Source organism: Paenibacillus sp. 01T422 (assembly GCF_056398785.1).
This window is the reverse complement of the sequence record NZ_JBFTQB010000081.1, coordinates 1-18,277: the sequence shown is the minus strand read 5'-3', so window position 1 is coordinate 18,277 and position 18,277 is coordinate 1. Positions and strand designations below refer to the sequence as shown.

The window sequence follows — 18,277 nt, the reverse complement described above, 5'->3', positions numbered from 1 at the left end:
TCCATGATTAAAGCGATAGCAGACACTGCATAGATAACAACAAAAACAGCTAATGGTTTTGACTTTATAAATTCAAGTAACTTTGAATAATATTGTGCTGCATACACGCCTATGCAAAAGTAACTCAGCCAAATAATAAATGTGGATTGCAGGATTGTACTCGCGGATCCAACTAAATCTTTGGGTAAAACCGCTTTTACTAATAACGTTTGGTACCCCACATACATTAAAATGTTTATAATTAGTAAACTGATTACTACTTTATTATTTCCTGCTAATTTTATTATCAATGGCAAGAAAACAAACATCTGAAACAATAGGGGAATATAATAAAGCTGGTAAAAGGGACCATTACCTGTTAGAAAAACCATAATAATACCTTTGTAATTGCTGGAATAAGACAAGAAAAAGATTAAACCCAAACTAGTCCAAGCTACGTAGGGAACAATTAAATCTTTAATCTTTCCTTTAATTAATCGCAAATAGCTGTTCCGCATGTAGCTGTGAAAGGCTAATACACCAGAAACAAATAAAAATGCTGGTACACAAAAGCGACTCAGCTGATTTATAATGACACTTGAAATAAATGTGAACTGGCCCGGAGACATCTTTGTTAAGGTAATACTAGTCACATGAATAGCAATAACTGCCAATACAGCTATTGCTCTTATAAAATCTAATTCTGGAAACCTGCTATTGCTCTTTAGCTCTAGTGTCATGTTATTCACCCCCGTGAGTGAGAAATAAAATTAGTATTAAAAATCCTTCTGTTTCATCCGCATGGCGACAATTCTAATTTTAGATGCGTCCACAAGCTTTCCAAACAACCCTCTAAAATAAGTAAATTCTTCATTCTTCCTAAATATCAAATAATAAATAACATTAATAAGAATGAGATTGATTATGCAGTTACCCATAAGTGCATAGATACTTTTCGTATCTCTCAAAGGCAATGTTGCAAAGTAAGTTATAGTTAATGGAATACTAGCAATAAGCAAGTATTTGATATACATTTTGAAATATTCTACTAAATTAACTTTAAAAATATACTTATAGACCATTTTCGGTTTCACCCAAAATATAACGGTCACATTGCTTAATAATGTCCCTAAAAGCACCCCAGGCAACCCAAATAACTTAACAAAAATAATCGACGCGCTTAAATTTATAGCAGCCTCTGCTAAAGGTGCATATCGATCTTGAACGTAGATTCCTCCACCTTCTTTAAAACGTTCAACAGACCCTCGCATCAAAAAGAAATAGAAATTTATTACTAGTAAGATAATGCTCAGGTGATCAAGTACTTGACCGTCTCCTAACCACAGCAATACGAATTGCTCAATCGTATTAAGCAGTGAAATAGTTGCCAAAGAGACTAGCCAGAAACTTAAGAAAAATAGCCTTTTGTGAACTTTATATATCGTCCCTTTATCTCCATCCACCAATAAGTTGCCAACACTTGCTGAAACACCAGAAAGCGAGCTGGAAATCAGCCCTTGAGCAGCACCAAGAATCATGCTATAGCTATTGAATATGCCCACTACCGTAAGATTGATAAAAGCAGATATCACTATATTACTTGTACCTAAAACTAAAATACCGCCAATTTTATGTATAAATAGAGCTTTAACATTTTTAATTAACGAAGTTCTTTCTTCTGTATTAATCCTGCCTTCTGTCTGATTAATCCATGGATATTTAATCTTAATGTATAAATTCATGCATAAGAAATAGAGTAAACTAACAACGATCTGAATAATTAAAAAAACATATAAGCTCGGGTACATTTTCAACATTGCCAATTGCAAGAAAGACAATAATAGTTTGCTTGCTGTAGTGCCTATTGCAACCTTATATCCATCTTGTGCCACATTTAGAATGCATATTTTATAAGAAAAAAAGTAACTTATTATCGTATTTATTAAAAATAATAGAAAATAAAGCTGCGCATCCAAGATGTTAATTTGATCCTTAATGAAATAGTGCAAAAAGAAGGAGAGCATTCCACCAAGTACTAAAATGATAAATCCAACTGCGTTATAGAATTTAGAGTAAAATTGCAAATACCCCTTGACCTTTACCCGGTGGTTTTCCGCAAAAGGTTTATATAAGGAATAAATAATTGCACTTCCGATACCAAGTTCAACAATGGAGAGTAAACCAATAATATTGGTATACAACGAGGTTAGTCCTAACAATTCATTCCCCAGTGAGTCCAAGAATGCTTTTCTCACAATAAACGAGGGCAACATACCTAGCATGAAGGTTAATAAATTTACGATAACGTTTATACTTGCCTTACGTACTCTCATACTTCGCTCACCATCTTTGTTATGACTCAATCATAGCGTACACTTTATTTATTTCGTCTTCTGTACCAATACTTTCGTTCCTTAAATTCCCGCGAATATGCTCCCTTAAGCTGCTGTCAGCTGCTAGTTTACATATGCCCTCATACAGGTCCTCAGAGTTCATATTGACGATTAATCCATTCTCACCATTCTTAATTTGACCATGAATAACTGTGAAATTTGTTGCAACAACAGGTCGCTCTAATATTTTGGCTTCAGCAATAGCCAAACCAAAACCCTCAAATCTGGATGGCTGGACATAGATGTCATCTTCCAATAGTTAAGATGCGTATGCCCTTATACTCATCTGTGAAACCGCCTTGCTCCTTAGCCATCGATGTGACTAAATTCGGTGAAATAATATCGTAAACAACATTCATTTTCTCTTTTGCAATAGGTATTTCTTGAATGAATACCTCTTTGTTTAACTCTGATACAGCAGTAACATAATCGAAATGTTCATAGTACTCGAGATCAAAGTTCTTATTGTACGAAGCAATTTTATAATCTGTATTAACCCAACAAATTTTTTTGTTTGCATGAACCTTCTCCGCTACATAGTAGGTTGGTGTACCTTGACTGTAGGCGATCGCTACATCATATTTTTCTGCTAAATTATCGATTCCCCTAGATGTCCAGTCCCAGCTAATTTGTGCACCATRCATATTTCTAATTTTGTATGGATTTCTAAGCGCTATTGACCCTCTAAACCTTAAATACAACTCTTTAAATTTTCTATTCATGATTAAATTTTTAATTCCGTTACCCTGCCTCTGGAGAAAGGACGGAACATCCAATACATTTACTTCTTTAGGGAGTAACGGGAGATACAACCCCCCTTGTGAAAACAAAAGTAAATCAACTTGATATTTCTCATAATCAAATAAAGAAAGTAAGGATAATAAGCTTTTTTCAGCTCCCCCGCTGTGCAAGGAATCAATGACAAAAAGTATTTTTTTCATACATGAGTCCTCTCACTTTATTTCTGAATGGAAAGCACATCCTGTAAATATTTTTTGGAAAGTCTAATCTTCTCATGTAAAATTTCATTGCTCTCTTTATAATCAATTACCGCTAGTACCTTCTCTAGGTTGTAATTTTCATCTACGAGTCTATCTTCTAACTGTAAATCGTCTAACAGATCTCTCATTCTTGTATTTATTGCTTCATTTCTGTTCACAATAACGAACATTTTCTCATAAAGAACCGAGAAAACAGCCGCATGAAACGAGTTCGATATAACAAACTGCGCGTCTCTAACAAGGGATACAAAAGTCTCAGGTCCATCTAATGTAAAATACTTATCTGCATATTTGAGCTTACCTGAATATATCGTGTAAATCTTATAACCTTTTGCCTTCGCAATTTCTAAGGCTAATTTCTTAATAAGGCTGCTGTTATCAAAATCGTAGATGAGTATGTATTTTTCCTGGAACTCCCTTTTGCACATGCCGTTCCAATCATTCTTATCTAGCAGGAACACAGGATCAACAACATGGTTTGCCTTCTGGATGTTCAACTTGTTTAGGATTTCAACACCACTTTTTTCTCTCACACCGACAGCGTCCAACTTCTCAACTCTTGCTTTAACAACCGGCTGATATTCGGACGAGATGGTATCTGTGGCGAAGCTCGCAGCATAAGATGCCTTTATTTTCTGGTCTGGAACAAAATCTAAGTAAAACGCAGGATCCTTACCATTTTTATGTAGGCAATTCCAAATTTGATCACTGCCACATATGTAGGCATCCGCGTAAGGTGTGTTGTTCTTTAATTCCTCGTTTGACTCATATTTCATCGCTGTAATTCGTAAATACTCAGCTTTAAATTTATCGAATGCTTTTTTCCTAGCGCGTTCTCGTAATCTTCCTGGTATCTTCAAAGTTATGTAAAGATACTTGGTAACAAGGTTTTTCTTCCATCTAGGGTTATCTACGCTCCATAAATTATAATGATTACTTAAATAATCAGGTTTATAATCAATAATCTCTGCCTCATGCCCACTATTTTTTAGATACTTCAATAACCCATAAGCCTGCAACGAAGCACCATGATTATAAACATCATGGCAAGTAATTGTACAAACCTTCATACTGTCCCTTCCTTCATGACATAGTTCTGCTCCGGAGCATGCACTATGTTGTATAGTTTATTCAATTCATCATTATTGCTATAGTCCATTCGCAAGCAGTTGTTAGCGAAGTCAGCTCTTAACTCACTATCTAAAAGCAACCTCTCTATTCCATCTGCGATTCCTTCAACACTTAACCCACAAATTATTCCCTCTACCCCATCCTCAATTTGACTGCTCGCAGTTGGATAATTAGTAATCATTATTGGCTTACCCAATATTTTCGCCTCTGTGACTGTCACTGCTTTGCCTTCATACCTTGATGGTTGAACATAAAGATCACACATTTTTATGTATGGATATGGATTTATTTTCTTGCCTAATAGGATGAATTGTTCCTCTAACCCATTACTAACGATTAGCTCTCTAATGACTGTCTCATCCCCACCGTATCCAACTACATACCACACAATGTCCTCGTAGCCTTTTTCTTTTAACAATTTTAAAGCCTTAACAGCATTATCAATTCCTTTGGCATGTGATAGTCTAGCTACAGTCATTAATTTAAATCTATTATCATTCACCATTGGTTCAGCTGATTCTTTATCAGCCATAATTTTAATAAAATCTGGAGAGGTAATGTTTTCTATAACGATTACCTTATTTTCTAATTCCCCATACTTGGATAAAAATGATTCCTTACATGCATCCGAAACGGCTACAATGTGATCAAACTCTCTCCACATTTCCAGATCCATCTGTACGTGTGTTTCTACATTGGAGTAATCGGTATGAATCCAGGCTATCTTCTTCTTTGCCTTAATCTTATGAGCTATACAATAATGAGGCCATAGATAACTGATTGCCACGTCATACTCTTTCTCAATCTGAGGTAAATAGGGCAGCGCATACTTCCACATCAATTGCATTTGGTAATATCCCGGCTCGGCTACCCGTCTGATCCGCCGAAAAATCTCCGTTTGCAACTTGGATAAGACTCTTGAGATTCCGATAGCGTAATGTCTATCCTGGAAGGTCTCTCCAATTGATTTTCTAAAAGTGGTGTACTGCGGGACCTCACTTAATAAATTGGTTTTATCATTAATTAAATTCATAAACTCACCTTGATGTTTATAGAGCATTAAATTAATCTCATGCGAGTTATAGTCGAACTGATCAAGCATGCTGACCAGACTTCTCTCTACTCCCCCTACTTCCATATCAAAGGATGCAATTAATATATTCTTCATTGGATCCTCCTGAGAGCTTCCCTCATTCTTGCAATATTGTTGCCACCAATTACTTTAGCCARCACCCATTTCACCTGACCTTTAAACCGCGCCCTAGCTGGCAACCAGCTCTTATAAAAATGATGCATGGCATAAGTATTACTAGACATAAATGTCCTGCAGTTAATGTAATCATAAGGTGAAAAATATGTTTGCGGATAAAAGGTTCCGACTCCCTCTATGTCTTGATAGAGACCATTGGGCTTAACTCCCCAGTCTCCTAATATCTCCGTTATCAAGGCAACATTGGTTAACGAATCGAAGGAGCCATCTTCCCGTATGAAGTTCTTATGCTGATAGGAATCCATGAAAACTTGGATCAGTTTATTTTCTTTCGCAGCCCCGATCGTACTCGTTGCAATAAAGTTCTCCTGCTCAAACCCCCAGAATGACTCATGGTGCAGTAGGTCGTCAAAGGATTTGAACACTTCGACATCAGTGTCTAAGTAAATGCCTCCAAAGTGATATAGCGCAAACACCCTCGCATAGTCGCTAACGAACGCAAATTTGCCCGCTTCATAAGCTTGCTTCACATAGGTATTTCTATTGACATCAAAGTTGATTTCATTCCACTCGCTATGAGGGGAATTGTACGACGCCTTGTCTTCCATTTCAATTGTAGTTCTTAATAAAGAACATGTCAATGATCCGGATTATTAAATTTAGATTTACGTCGCAGCCGTCGTTTGCAAGTCTGTCAATTGATTCCCTAAGAATTTTGCAAACAACCCGTTTTTTTCTTCTGCTAATTTGTTAAATCCACCACTTTGAACGATTGTACCTTGATCCATTACAATAACCTGATTAGCATTTCGTATCGTTGACAATCGATGAGCGATGACAATAATGGTTAGCTTGCCTTGAAGCCGATCCAGCGCTTCTTGAATCTTCGTCTCATTCTCCGTGTCTAACGAACTCGTTGCCTCATCCAAAATCAGGATTGAAGGCTTGCGTAAAATGGCTCGCGCTAATACAAGTCGTTGTCTTTCTCCACCCGACAATCGGATGCCTCTGTCTCCAATGAGTGTATCGAGCCCTTGAGGAAGCTTTCTGACAAATTCGGCTGATGCGGCGAATTCTAAGGCATCCCAGAGTTGCTCCTCTGTTGCATCTGGAGCGATCATTAGCAGGTTCTCACGTATATTTCCATTAAAAAGGAACGGATCCTGGGGGACATAACTGATCGATTTTCTCAAAGATAATAAATTCGTTCCTGTGAGGGGAACTCCATCCACAAGAACCTGCCCTTTCTCCGGCTGCAGCAATCCCATAAGGATATCGATTAAGGTACTTTTGCCTGCGCCGGATCTACCGACGACTGCTGTCATTTGATTGGAGTGAATTCGTAAGTTAATATCTTGGAGTGAATGTACCTCTTCATTGCGATTATAACGAAAAGACACATCACGGCATTCGAGGTATTGCTCAATATGAATTGGTTTCACATAATTAAAGTCACGGCTCTCATCTTTAACTTCCCTGGATGCTCTACATTCATTTTGCAAAGCCTTCAAAGATTTAAAAGCAGGAATTGCCGTGGCGATTTGTTCGAGATTCGTCTGAACACCTTGAAATCGAGGCCAAAGTCTAAAAAACACAAGAATAATTAACATCAGCTGCTGTCCTTGTGTATGGAAGAGCATGACGGAAGCGTAAATAAAAACGGCTATGATTAGTGATGACGAAATCTTGTAGTACAGCTGTGAATTTGCACTAATTTTTGCCGCTTCGAATCGCTCCCGGGCGAATTGTTGACACCAATCTATCATCCAGTTACGGCGTGACTCCTCCAGCATATTGCTTTTAATGTCCTTGATTCCATTGAAGTGATCCGTGATTCCGCCAATATAGCTTCTCCCGATCTCCAAAGACTGATTTCCAATCTTGTTTGCCTTTTTTATAAAAGTACGAGAAAAGAATGATACGACTAGTCCGCAGCATAGGACAAAGACTGTCAATTTAACGGATAACCATAAGGCAATCCCCACTTGGATCAAAGTAAAGATAATGGATGTCAAGAACTGCATAAACACATAAGAGCCTGTTGTTACATGCCCTAACTCCCCAGTCAACGAATTAATGAGATCCGATTTTCTTTTCTTAATGAAAAAATCCCAGTTCGCTTGAAGTAAGGCGTTATATGTCTCTAATCTTACGTGACTAATAAATCCGGTATGGATTTTGATATCTCTAAGGTTAAGATTCCGCTGAATCAAACTTTGACCTGTTATTAGTACAATATACGCACCTACGATGATGATCAGCGATACTGACTTTGGAAGTTCATTCAATAATTTAATAATACCTAGATGGGAGCTCCATCCCGTATTTATGTCCATGATACCGCTGATGCCGAGCAATGGGAGCAGTAAGAATATCCCCATGCCGTCAAGGAAGCTGATAAGCATCATTGCCAGAAGGTTCACGTACAAAATTTTACCCGCGTAGCCATRCAGCTGTTTGATAAAATAAAAGAGATGTTCCATTACACTTCTCCCTGTGGCAAGTTACGCTTCAATGTTTTTCTCCATGCCCATAAAACAGGACGTAAAGGGAAGTAGAGGAACTGCAACCGTTTAGGCAACGGCAGTGTCTCGGCATCTTCCGGGTATGGATATAAGAAGCTCATGACGAAAAGTATCTTATGTGGAATCGGCATCAGTGAAAATAAATGACGCTTATGATAATTAGCCACATGCTCCGGTAAAGGAGGCGTATGAAGATTAATCATTTGCCGAATATAGAATAGGGCATCATTTGCTAATTGTTTAGCATTCTTGGATGCAGTAATTGATTCCAGATCCCTTGTTAACGGAGTATGCAGAAGCTGTTTAGCCAAAATAAGCRCTTGTGCACCAATGTGGAGCAGCCTGAATTCCTTCAGTAGCTTATAAAGCTTAGGGAAGTCTATGTTTTGTCTGGAAATCCGATCGATATCGGCCAACCAGCGAAGTCGTGACCATCCATGGCGAGCCCCATGCGCAGCAAGAAATAGAAATAAATCCTCTCTCCCTAAATAATAGACAGGATTACTCGTAATCGTGCTTATCCGCTTCCGTTCCCACAATTCATCGAAAGTGGGCTCTTTTCTAGGACCTGGACCTAATCTCCAATGCATTTCGAGGGTAACTCCCGTTATTTCGTGAATATAGGTGACATGATGATGTCTCCATTTCCAATCATTCAATATAGTCTTGTACTCCTCTTCCTTCACATAGCCGCTTCCTTTAAGCAATTCCTCTGCTTTGTTTATATCTTGCATTGGAATCAGGATGTCTAAGTCACGTGATGTTCGAAGGGATACATCGCCATAAAGATCAGCTGCAAGAACGGGTCCCTTCAAGACGATAGCGCGGATATCCGTTTTGGAGAACTGCTTACAAAGTTCTTCCATCTGTGCGCTCAAGCGCAGCATATCGAAGGTGTTGCTTTCATAGTCTTTTTTCAGAGCTTGCTTGACTCTCAGTGGAATCCCCACTTCATCTGTTCTCCTAAGATGGTTAAAAAGAATGGAGTAAACCCGATGATGTCTTCCGAGTGCTAGGAATTTATCCCAATCGATATCCGTTATTTCTACCTGATCTTTCCTCATGATAGATAGCAATAAATTCAATTCATCAGAAAAAGGCGCCGAATCCAAACGAACATTATTGTCCATCATTTTAATCTGCTCCTTCATTATCTACCGACTGATATATTTAGCAAATTTACCAACAACAGCGTAACGTTCCATGCCATCTGCACCGGTAATATAATAGGGACCGCTGCGGAGCCACGCGTGAGCTACCATTTTACCAGACTCGTCTCTACCGGTCCCAAGATACAGTGTGCTTTCAATTTGACGCTTTTCAAGCATTTTTAAAGCGGCTATAGCCCTAACCAAACATTTACTTTCCCAGAACGTATGTCGACTCATAATCTGAATCGCATCGTGAACTCTGCTCAATGTGACATTGTTAGGTAAGATTTGGTTATTCGTTGTTTCCTCCATCTGAGCACCTAAAGAAGGTGCGACCTTGGAAAAAGGAATAAAGAGTAGCAAACGTGCCCACCCCAAATAAATATAAGCTTCTATAAATAAAAGCATTGTTTTCGTATCCAATGAGAAGAAACTTCTTACTTTATTCACGATGCCCATCGGCTCCAATTTGAACCAAACCTTCTCCTGCCATATGTGCTAGAAAGGATATCACATGCTGTTCGCACTCGTTTTGGCCCACATCATATTCAAGCATTAACGTTGTAACTAACTGCTCAATGGGAATAGGATTTTCAATAGAATCCCATATTTTACCGCCAATTTCTCCTAGATTGTAATACTTTCCATTCTGAACACTTAGCATGACTTTTTCACCGCCCATATCGCTGACGATGTTCCCTTTTCCTTGACATACACAATCCTGCAGTGAAATTGTTTCATTATTAATCATGGTTTATTCCCCCAAATTTAATGTTTCCAGGATGGTCGAAACCAATTGAGGAGCCGTAAAGCCGGATACTGGTCGACTTAATTGAAACATATGAATGTGATGCAGAATGCTCGCAGATGTTTGAAAGTGCCACTCAACTAATCCCAGACCCGGAATAAAGAAATTGCGATAGGTATGATAAAATAGGGGATAGAAACGGTCGAGTTTTTCAATGAGACGGATTTCTATCTCTTCATTTTCTGTTTTCACTAGTTCAATCACGCCGGCAAGGGGCAAGGATTCCGTACAGTAGCTCGTGGATACCGGGATATAATATTTATCCACCCTGCCATATAAAGACTGATAGTTGCTGGACTCCAATCCAAACTTGGTAAGACTATCCTGCCAAAGCTTCTGTTGTGGATAGGATGGCGTTACGTACGGAATGTTATCATGTGACAAGGTGATTGCTATCACATCATCACTCAGAAGCTGATATCCTTGATTAATGAACGCTGAAGCTAGCGTCGACTTCCCCGCTCCGGAATCCCCAACAATCGCGTAAGCCTTACCATTGATTGCTAAAGCACTTCCATGCAGAGGAAATATCTTTCTCTGCATCAAGATGGCACCCATGCATGTTCCAAGAACAAGAAGCCGAATCTCACCTTCTTCTGCTTCCTTCATCGGTGAAACCGTGATCCTCTTTCCATCCTGGATAGAGAAGGTAGCCATATCAGGGATATGAAACATCGTTAAATTCTCTTTAACTAGAAATTGATTGGGATCTTCGGATAACTCAAAGTATAATGGCGTGAGATCCGTGTCAATCAAAATTTCAATATCCGCTACTTCTTGCAGCTCGCTCACTTTGATTAATTCTGGCAATTCCATATCGCTTGATATTGTTAACCCGAAGGCTCTATAGATAAGTTTTTGTTTGATTTCTAACATTATTTCACTCCATTGTTACCATGATTATGTTAAAGCCCCTATACTGTCTTGATGTATAAGGGCTTTAACATATGTAAGAAATCTAGTTAGTTTTTAAGCTAAATCAATCTTAGCTCCATGTTAATTGGTCTTTCGGTGTTCCTGTCGGATAAGTATGATCGAGGTGATTCCCGTTTTTAGGATCAAGCATTGTCATGTTTACATTCAACACTTCTAATTCCGGTTTTTGCCATTCTTTTTTCATAGATATTCACCTCCTTTCAAGCAAATTTTTTCATATAACGGTATAAGATTAGACTGCGCATTAAAATCTTATAGTCGGCATCAGTCGCATTTTCCGGTATAGCCCCTGCCTCCGCTTTGATTAACGCAGCCTTCAAAACTTCACCATCCAAATAGCCCAGGATACGTTCATCCTTACTAAGCTGTTTCAGCTCAGCTTTAAATGTATCCCAATGCGGAATCATCCGATGGACCCAATCAGCACCTTGAACGCCTCGATAATGACGGTTTAGCCTAACCTTGTCCGGTAATAATTTTTCAGTAGATCTTCGGATAAGCGCTCGATCCACCCCGTCCTGTACATATTGTTCTTCGGGTACAGAAAGGCAAAACCTGATCACACGTAAATCGTTGGTTGGATCACGCTGCCATAATGAATAGCGTAATGACAATTTAGTCATTAGAGTGTTTGTTGTATTCCAGTGGAATACATCCTTGAAGTGCATTCTCCTTAGTTCATGTAGATTAGTACTGGAGGAAAACCATCCTGTTTCGTCTATACCGTAGTCTTTGAGTCTATTAAACACATTCGTTCTTTTAGCTAAATTCTGATTAATGATTCTCGGAAATATATAAGGTTTATCCTCTAATGGAAATATTCGGTCGATGAATGGAAAGGCTACTCTTGCCACTTCCGGAAGCCTCCGCAGTCTTGAGCCTCCCACTTTACTACTATAGTGATGCAGTTCTTGTACAAGACGAAACCACTTCATTTTTCTTAAAAGAAGGGCGTAATGCTCATAAGCGGATCCCCAGGATATGCTCAAGTTCCCTCGCGCGCCGCTTAACAACACGCCAATTCCTTCCTCTTGCGCTTTCTCAAATATCCCTTTAATCCAAAATGAATTCTCAAAATATTTATATGGAAGTTCCGTTATATCCAGAAAATCATCAATTTCTGTGTACGAGTTTCTACCCTCAAGATCTAAGTAATGATCGTTAATTCCTCCCACATGCTGTACGGTCGAATGAATAAAGGGCCTTTCATCGGCCATTAAATGCCTGGGTGTGTAATCTTTAAAATCATTGGGAGGGATGTAGCTGAATGTATGCAATCGTTTGGCATTCTTGCTTAGAGCATTAGCAGCAAAACTGACAATGGAGCCAGAATCTAATCCTCCGCTCAATTGAGCTCCAACGCCACGGTTAGTCCTCAGACGTGATTGGACAGATGTTCGAAAGACATCTTGGAAAGCTTCTACGTACTCATCATTTGACTTCAGTTTTAACCGTTCTCCCGCAGTTAGCGTGCAATATCTAGCATGCTTTATTTGCCCGCCGACAATCGAAATACTATGAGATGGTAGCACTTGTTCAATATGTTGATACGGCGTTAGAGATGCATCAACCGCTTCAACCACAGCAGATATGGCCAAATATTCCGCTAGCCATTGTTCGTTAAGTTCCTTCTTCACATAGGGTAACGCCAGCAAAGGCTCAATGACCGTRCAAAACGCAAAGCCCTTTGCATTAGAGTGAAAGTAAAGTGTTCGGCTTCCCGAAAAGTCCCTGGCTCCAAACAGCTTGTGCTTCCTCTCATCCCAGATCATAAAGGCGAAGTCGCCAATCAAATGCTTCGGAGCATCGTCATCCCACTTGTGATAGGCCAGTAAAATCAGCTCACTGTCAGGTATCCCCGCTCTCCGTTCTCGCTCTATTTGAAGTTTCTCAAATAATTCATCTCGGTTATCTATGATCGCATCAGCTGTTATAGCCAGCTTCCTATTCGGATCATAGTAAGGTAATCGCTCACCTATCGACTCTGGCGTGATCCACTGTGCATGAGAGCCCAGGAAGATCTTCTCATGGTGCCATATCTGAACATCGTCAGCTGGATATTTCTCTAAATCGAACATCATACGATGACCATGTTCCATATTTATGGGTTCTTGGTCATAATGGAATATCCCGGCTATGGCACTCATTTTCTACCCCACAGTACGATTAGTTAATTGCTACTACACTGGTTTGTCGTTCTTTTTAAAGAACAAGCGAATGAACTTATGCCTATTACTACTTGTTCACTAACCCGACTTAGTTTTCATTTATTTGACCACTTGTCGTTCTTTATCGAGAACAATTTCAGGATATCATCTTACTTCTTTACTGTCAACTGCTAACTAAAACTTTTTCATTTCACTGGAAAACACCATTTTTCCTAGGTTGCATATGAAGTGAACGAGTGCAGTCCATGAATGTTCAAGGGAATCAAAATTAAAAAACTTATTATAAACTTTACTTACAAATTGCCTAAAATTTCGACTTTTGCCTACCCTATGCTCCCTGTAAAAGTTGATTTTACTTCGGAACGGCAAGGGCAATTCCTTGATCTTCGATAGATGAGGAAAATAACGATAGACGATAAGCAATGTTCGTATCATTCTTCTTAGCGTTTTATGTGAAGCGGCATCCTCTAATAACCGAATATAGTCAATCTGATCTTGCCGTGCATGGAGAATTTGGATGATATCTATAAAATATTTCGGTGAATTCATATAATGACTCCAGCCATGTAGACAAATCATGTAAAAGGAATGGTACACAGACAGCTCCTTAACATATTGGAAGGATGCCACCGGCGCCGCTTCTCCCCAGAATTCGTCCATTTTCAAATTCGACGTTTTCTCAATTAATAAATCCCAATGAAGTTCAACCGTGAGCGGAACTGAACAATGCGGCAGCGATTTAGATAAGCTCCAGTGGAAGTGCGACGTTGTGCACGCTTGTTCGATTGTATAACCAAGCGACTTCACACACTGAACGGCCCGCTCCAAATCATGCTTCTGCACCAACACATCGATATCCGTTGTCCCTCTAGCTCCAAGGTGACCAAAATATTTCTCAGCAAAATAGACACCTTTAAGCGGAATCACAGAAATAGCCCACTCATCGAATTTCTTAAGCAGACGGTCCGTTTGACTTTTCATAAAAATATTGAGATATAACGTCTCGTCATAGTCTAGTTGCAATCGTTCTTGAAAAAAGAGCGGAACTTGAGACCATCTGCCTTGCTGTTTGATTAAATAATAAACCTGGGAAGCTACGCCAAAATACACAATATCCTCTAGCGCTTTTTCATAAAAGGCAGCCTCCTCAGGGAAAGGAGCCCGCGGATCATACAACGCGTGTATCAAAGGAATGATCATCACTTGAAGCTCCTTTCTCCGATTGCAACCGGTATAATCGACGATACAACCCTTCCTGCCTCATAATCTCTTCATGACGGCCCATTTGCACGATCTTTCCTTCATCCATGACAACAATAAGATCAGCATTTTGTATGGTCGATAACCGATGAGCAATGACTAACGTGGTGCGATTATACAGCAGCCTTTCCATCGACTTTTGCACATGATACTCTGTCTCACTATCCAACGCTGATGTCCCTTCATCCAGCAATAGAATCGGTGCATCCTTTAACAAGGCACGTGCAATAGCCATGCGCTGCCGTTGCCCACCGGAAAACCTGGAGCCTCTCTCCCCAATCTCGGTATCATAACCACCCGGAAGAGATGTAATGAAGGTATGTATTCCTGCTATGGACGCCGCCTGTATCATCTGGGCATCTGTGATGCCAGGTCTGGCCAGCTGCAGATTCTCTCTCACCGTACCGCTGAACAACACGGTTTCTTGAGAAACATGAGCGAATAAACTTCTCTGTTCAGAAACTGTCAGTGCAGCAGTCGAATGACCATTGATTGTGATGGTACCTGCTTGCGGCAAATAAAAACCCTGAAGCATATGAAACAAAGTAGTTTTTCCTGCCCCGCTTAAACCAACAATAGCGACGACCTTTCCGGCTGGAATTTGCAAATTGAATTGATCAAAAATAGGCTTAAGCCCATCATAACTAAACGAGATATCTTTAAATTGTATGGCTGACAATGTAGGCTTATAGCGAATCGCCTCAGGTAAACTGACGGATTCAAGCTCTATCTCCAGGATCTTAAATATTCTTTCCATGGCGGAAACAGATTTTTGAAGGCCTGCCCATTGCCCTGCCAGCTCTGTCAGCGGATATACCAAATGGTTAACAAGATTGATGAAGGTTAATAATGCGCCTACGGTTAGAATGCCATCAGAGACGTAGTAGGAACCCAAACATAGACTTATCAGAAATGTGACGGAAGCAGCCGCTTKGCTCCCCACATAAAACCATCCACGCAATTTGGCATTACGCAGCTCTAGTGCATATAACTCCTGATTTCTACTTACATATTTGGCGAAAATGACCTTTTCCAATAGGAAAGAACGGATAACGAATAATCCGCTGAACGTTTCATTCAGCAGCACGTTCATTCGCGCCACCAAATCCTGAATCAACCGGTTATTTTTTCGGAGCATGACGCCAAAAATAACACCGGAAACCATCGCAATAGGTGCCACAAATACGCATACGAGCGCTAGTTTCCAACTGATTTGGAGCAAATAAATGAAAACAGCCATATAGATGAACGGTAATTTAATCAAATTAATCAGGCTGCTGCCAATAATCCCATCAAGGTTATGAATATCATTGGTAAAATGCGAAAGTAGATCCCCGGAATGCTTATCATCGATATGTTTTCCAGGCAGCTGCATGATATGTTTGAATACATCAGCAGAGAAGTCTCTTTTCACCCCATTTGTTGCGATGGTCTCCCACAGTGTAGTCAAATAGGTCGATGTAATACTCACAACTACAAGAAAACCGCCCAAGGGTACCAACCATTTCATACGTCCAAAATTGCTATGAATGGCCGCATCCGTGAGATTTCCAAAGAACCATGAGAATGATAGCGTTAAGGCGATCTCCACGAATAACAAGAGGAATAGCCCCATGTATGCCTTACGATGCGCAATCATGTAAGGCTTCAATAGGGAGTAGGTCGTGCGAACATCTTTTATTGTCAACATGCCAATCATACCCACGACACTCCACTGCAATCTAGACTTGAACATTTTCTTTTCGATTTAGATAAAATCTTAATAATAACGCTATCATTGGAAATTTCAGAACGATTCGTCCCCAAATATTAGCAAACCGATCGGTCGTATGGATGATCCGCCTATTTCGCTCAATCCAAGTTAGTTTCCCAATCATTTGATCCAGCCCGATAGCTTCGTCATGTTTTAAATTGGTATCACCCTTACAAAGATAATACAGCTGCTGATTCCTAGTGACCATCCGGCAATACCGGTGGGCAACCAAGTTTCCGCCTAATGTACGAAATAGAAGGATATCGCCTTTCTTGATGTTATCAGTGTTCGTAACGATGAAACGGCAAACATCCCCTTTTTTAATAAAAGGATACATACTCGTTCCTCGTGCCGGAAGTTCAATCCAGCCCCTCCTGGACATCACACGAATAAGAAGTTGAATGGATTCTTTAGGAAACTGCATATTGGACCAAACCTCGCCCTATCATTTCCGTCAAAAAGGCTTCAATATCCTCTTCAACGCTATCGCCAACAGATGCGTACTCCTCACGAACCGCTTCGCTTATGGAGCTTACTGTCTGTGCTACGCCAAGCAATGACCAGCAGTATCCGCCTATTTCATTTAACTTCGTCAAAGTAAACTCATCCGTATTCAAAATAATACATTCCATCTCCAACTGAATAGACTCATAATCATTCATCCGAAGGTATCTGATCATTAGGATATCAACTCCCAAAATGTTTCATTTTTTTGAAAATGCAGCTCAGAAGTCGAAACCGAGTGGACTACATGCTGCAAGAGTCGGAAAATATTCCTTGTTTCATCCAAACTGTGAGACCAATAGAACACTTTATTCATAAGAAAAAGAAGGCTGTTCGATTTGTTCAGTGGAACGATGTGATTATCCATTGCCTGATGCAATAAATAGATGTTTGTTAATGGACTAGTCTCACTTGCGCCTGTTCTTACCAGCTCACTACGAAATGGAGAATCATAGACGGTAATCTGTCCAGGAGTGATTTTAATAATAGTTGCCTCATCAGAAAGTAGTTCCCGGGGATGCGACAACTTAGCTGCAGTAGACTTGCCCGCTCCCGAGTGACCTGCAAACAGATAGGCTTTGCCCTTTTCTATCACACATGATGAGTGAATCAATAGTCCCCACTGATGGTAAACCAGATAGGAGCTATATAGATTCATCAGCGCATGTTTCAACGCCAGCTCATTATGTACAGAAATGTTAGAGTCACGATAATTCAAACTAGTCTCGATCAAATAATCGGCCCTTTGGAAGGAGAGCTTATGTGATTCTTTGGAAATGTCCACGTGATAGTCAACGAACGGAGTCCCATATCCCGCTGTAAGTTTAATGAAGAGATCAGGCTTAGTGTTGCTCGTCTCTATCACTGGGAAATTCCGCCTAATCCAGTTTGTCATCTTGTCGGAGTCGCAAATGATTTGAATAAGATGCTCCCCAATCGTTGTGTGAATACGCGTCATTGTACATCCCCTTGGGACTTTATTGAAATTCGAGGTCAACGGCAGTTCGCCGTTAACCTCTTCGAAACGTTTCACTTAGGCTTGCCATTTCCATTGCCATTTTGTGGTCCATTATACGGAGGGTTTGGATAATTAATGCCCCCATTCCCTTTGCCAGGGTGATTCTGATTGCCATGTCCTTTATTCCAGCTCTGCGCTGTCTCAAAGCGAACTGGCTGTTGACTTAGAACCATTGGACGGGTATACAATTTCGGTTCCTTCTTCGTTTCATCTTTCATCGCATCTGCTCTCCTATCGTTTCACAGTTTGGATAAGGCGCCTTGCCTCACCAAATGGCGTATCAATAATTTCATATAACCGAAGATAGACGGTATTTTCCAATCGGTCCGAGTTAAAATCGAAGGTTTGTGCTCCGCTAACCAGCTTATTATCGCCTGTAAAGGATAAGACCCTGGAAGCCATGATTCTGTTTTTGGCATCGGCGAACTCCAGCCTCATTT

At 40.0% G+C, this 18,277-nt stretch carries 21 protein-coding genes; all 21 read right to left on the bottom strand.

Features of this window, described 5'->3' with window-relative positions:
• Nucleotides 1-719, bottom strand: a 719-nt coding sequence (locus tag AC1DUA_RS06795; RefSeq protein WP_477499002.1) for an acyltransferase family protein, incomplete at its 3' end; no start/stop codon positions are given.
• Between the two features lie 36 nt (nt 720-755).
• Entirely contained in the window at nt 756-2,312 is a 1,557-nt protein-coding gene (locus tag AC1DUA_RS06790) for a lipopolysaccharide biosynthesis protein (RefSeq protein WP_477499001.1), read from the bottom strand.
• Nucleotides 2,313-2,331: 19 nt separating this feature from the next.
• A complete protein-coding gene (locus AC1DUA_RS06785) occupies nt 2,332-2,580 on the bottom strand; it encodes a glycosyltransferase (protein ID WP_477499000.1) in 249 nt (82 codons plus the stop codon).
• A gap of 37 nt (nt 2,581-2,617) precedes the next feature.
• Entirely contained in the window at nt 2,618-3,313 is a 696-nt protein-coding gene (locus AC1DUA_RS06780; RefSeq protein ID WP_477498999.1) for a glycosyltransferase family protein, read from the bottom strand.
• 17 nt (nt 3,314-3,330) lie between these two features.
• Nucleotides 3,331-4,443 carry a polysaccharide pyruvyl transferase family protein gene (locus AC1DUA_RS06775; protein WP_477498998.1) on the bottom strand — a complete coding sequence of 371 codons (1,113 nt, stop codon included), beginning with the start codon at nt 4,441-4,443 and terminating at the stop codon, nt 3,331-3,333.
• Entirely contained in the window at nt 4,440-5,672 is a 1,233-nt protein-coding gene (locus tag AC1DUA_RS06770; protein WP_477498997.1) for a glycosyltransferase, read from the bottom strand. Before AC1DUA_RS06770 ends, AC1DUA_RS06775 begins: the two co-directional genes overlap by 4 nt.
• On the bottom strand, nt 5,669-6,322 hold the full coding sequence (locus tag AC1DUA_RS06765) for a glycosyltransferase family 32 protein (RefSeq protein ID WP_477498996.1): 654 nt from the start codon (nt 6,320-6,322) through the stop codon (nt 5,669-5,671). The genes AC1DUA_RS06770 and AC1DUA_RS06765 overlap by 4 nt, the downstream gene beginning before the upstream one ends.
• Nucleotides 6,323-6,379: 57 nt before the next feature.
• Nucleotides 6,380-8,197, bottom strand: a complete 1,818-nt coding sequence (locus AC1DUA_RS06760) for an ABC transporter ATP-binding protein (RefSeq protein ID WP_477498995.1) — start codon at nt 8,195-8,197, stop codon at nt 6,380-6,382.
• A complete protein-coding gene (locus AC1DUA_RS06755) occupies nt 8,197-9,369 on the bottom strand; it encodes a nucleotidyltransferase domain-containing protein (protein WP_477499004.1) in 1,173 nt (390 codons plus the stop codon). The genes AC1DUA_RS06760 and AC1DUA_RS06755 overlap by 1 nt, the downstream gene beginning before the upstream one ends.
• Before the next feature lie 24 nt (nt 9,370-9,393).
• Nucleotides 9,394-9,849 (bottom strand): lasso peptide biosynthesis B2 protein, encoded by a 456-nt coding sequence (locus AC1DUA_RS06750; RefSeq protein ID WP_477499003.1) that lies wholly within the window; start codon nt 9,847-9,849, stop codon nt 9,394-9,396.
• A complete protein-coding gene (locus AC1DUA_RS06745) occupies nt 9,833-10,141 on the bottom strand; it encodes a lasso peptide biosynthesis PqqD family chaperone (RefSeq protein ID WP_477498994.1) in 309 nt (102 codons plus the stop codon). Before AC1DUA_RS06745 ends, AC1DUA_RS06750 begins: the two co-directional genes overlap by 17 nt.
• Nucleotides 10,142-10,144: 3 nt before the next feature.
• Complete coding sequence (locus AC1DUA_RS06740) at nt 10,145-11,074, bottom strand: aldolase (protein WP_477498993.1); 930 nt, start codon at nt 11,072-11,074, stop codon at nt 10,145-10,147.
• A gap of 109 nt (nt 11,075-11,183) precedes the next feature.
• Nucleotides 11,184-11,318 (bottom strand): paeninodin family lasso peptide, encoded by a 135-nt coding sequence (locus AC1DUA_RS06735; RefSeq protein WP_477498992.1) that lies wholly within the window; start codon nt 11,316-11,318, stop codon nt 11,184-11,186.
• A 16-nt stretch (nt 11,319-11,334) separates the two neighbouring features.
• Nucleotides 11,335-13,281 carry a lasso peptide isopeptide bond-forming cyclase gene (locus AC1DUA_RS06730; RefSeq protein WP_477498991.1) on the bottom strand — a complete coding sequence of 649 codons (1,947 nt, stop codon included), beginning with the start codon at nt 13,279-13,281 and terminating at the stop codon, nt 11,335-11,337.
• Between the two features lie 195 nt (nt 13,282-13,476).
• The gene (locus AC1DUA_RS06725; RefSeq protein WP_477498990.1) at nt 13,477-14,502 is read right to left on the bottom strand and encodes a nucleotidyltransferase family protein; all 1,026 of its coding nucleotides are present in this window, start codon (nt 14,500-14,502) and stop codon (nt 13,477-13,479) included.
• On the bottom strand, nt 14,471-16,261 hold the full coding sequence (locus AC1DUA_RS06720; protein WP_477498989.1) for an ABC transporter ATP-binding protein: 1,791 nt from the start codon (nt 16,259-16,261) through the stop codon (nt 14,471-14,473). The genes AC1DUA_RS06725 and AC1DUA_RS06720 overlap by 32 nt, the downstream gene beginning before the upstream one ends.
• A gap of 22 nt (nt 16,262-16,283) precedes the next feature.
• Nucleotides 16,284-16,739: a signal peptidase I gene (locus AC1DUA_RS06715; RefSeq protein ID WP_477498988.1), complete on the bottom strand. Its 456-nt coding sequence runs from the start codon at nt 16,737-16,739 to the stop codon at nt 16,284-16,286.
• Entirely contained in the window at nt 16,726-16,995 is a 270-nt protein-coding gene (locus AC1DUA_RS06710) for a PqqD family protein (RefSeq protein ID WP_477498987.1), read from the bottom strand. The genes AC1DUA_RS06715 and AC1DUA_RS06710 overlap by 14 nt, the downstream gene beginning before the upstream one ends.
• Complete coding sequence (locus AC1DUA_RS06705) at nt 16,995-17,777, bottom strand: hypothetical protein (protein WP_477498986.1); 783 nt, start codon at nt 17,775-17,777, stop codon at nt 16,995-16,997. The genes AC1DUA_RS06710 and AC1DUA_RS06705 overlap by 1 nt, the downstream gene beginning before the upstream one ends.
• 71 nt (nt 17,778-17,848) lie before the next feature.
• Nucleotides 17,849-18,055 carry a hypothetical protein gene (locus tag AC1DUA_RS06700; protein ID WP_477498985.1) on the bottom strand — a complete coding sequence of 69 codons (207 nt, stop codon included), beginning with the start codon at nt 18,053-18,055 and terminating at the stop codon, nt 17,849-17,851.
• A 13-nt stretch (nt 18,056-18,068) separates the two neighbouring features.
• Nucleotides 18,069-18,277, bottom strand: a 209-nt coding sequence (locus tag AC1DUA_RS06695; RefSeq protein ID WP_477498984.1) for a hypothetical protein, incomplete at its 5' end; no start/stop codon positions are given.